This is a genomic window from Aeromonas cavernicola, from assembly GCF_002795305.1.
In the GTDB taxonomy this organism is placed as follows: Bacteria; Pseudomonadota; Gammaproteobacteria; order Enterobacterales; family Aeromonadaceae; genus Aeromonas; species Aeromonas cavernicola.
The window spans coordinates 1-688 of the sequence record NZ_PGGC01000157.1; the positions used below are offsets into that span (position 1 = coordinate 1).

A 688-nucleotide genomic window follows, 5' to 3' on the forward strand; every position below is an offset into this window, starting at 1 on the left:
TGATAAGCCAGCTGGTTGCCATCCGGTAGTTGCCAGTGGGCCAGCTGGCCCAGCGCGTTATAGCCAAAGTAGCTGCTCGCCCAGCCTTGATGCTCAGCAATCAGCTGGCCTGCGCGGTCGTACTCAAAGTGCAGCGGCCACTGGCCATCGTCCACCTCGGTCAGCTGGCCGTGACCGTCGTAGCGATACGCAATCTGCTGGCCATCGGGCATAATGCAAGTCAGTTAAGAGAATTTGAGTCCCAACCCGCGGGGTATAAGGGCTAACGAGTGAGGGAGGCATGATGCCTCCCTCTTTTTATTGCATGCCAGTCAGGGCAAGGGTTGGAGCCAAATTGACTCTTTAATCATGGAGCTACTTTTGATATTCAATATCTCGAATATTTAGTCATAAAAGTGCTTAACTGACTGGCATTAGGCCATCGGGCAGGGTTTTCTGGATAAGCCGCCCCATGGCGTCCCGCTGGTAGCGGGTTATCAGCTCGCCGCCCTGCTCCCCCAGCTCGCTCTTTTCCAGCAGCTGGCCAGTCAGGTCGTAGCGATAGGCAGTAGTGCGGCCATCAAAGCCGGTTTCACTCGCTATCAAGCCGTTGGGGTAGTAGTGGATGTGGTGCCGCTCGCCCTGCTCGTTTTCCAGCTCGCTGCCATCGGGGTTGGTGCGTCGACTCACCAAATGCAGGCCGGGGTGG

The 688-nt window shown here is 56.7% G+C and carries 2 protein-coding genes; both read right to left on the reverse strand.

The annotated features are described in order from the left end of the window. The coding region (locus CUC53_RS15700) for an RHS repeat domain-containing protein (protein WP_157798299.1) at positions 1–212 on the reverse strand (212 nt) is incomplete at its 3' end. Positions 213–399: 187 nt separating this feature from the next. Then, on the reverse strand, positions 400–688 hold a 289-nt coding region (locus CUC53_RS15705), incomplete at its 5' end, for an RHS repeat domain-containing protein (RefSeq protein ID WP_157798300.1).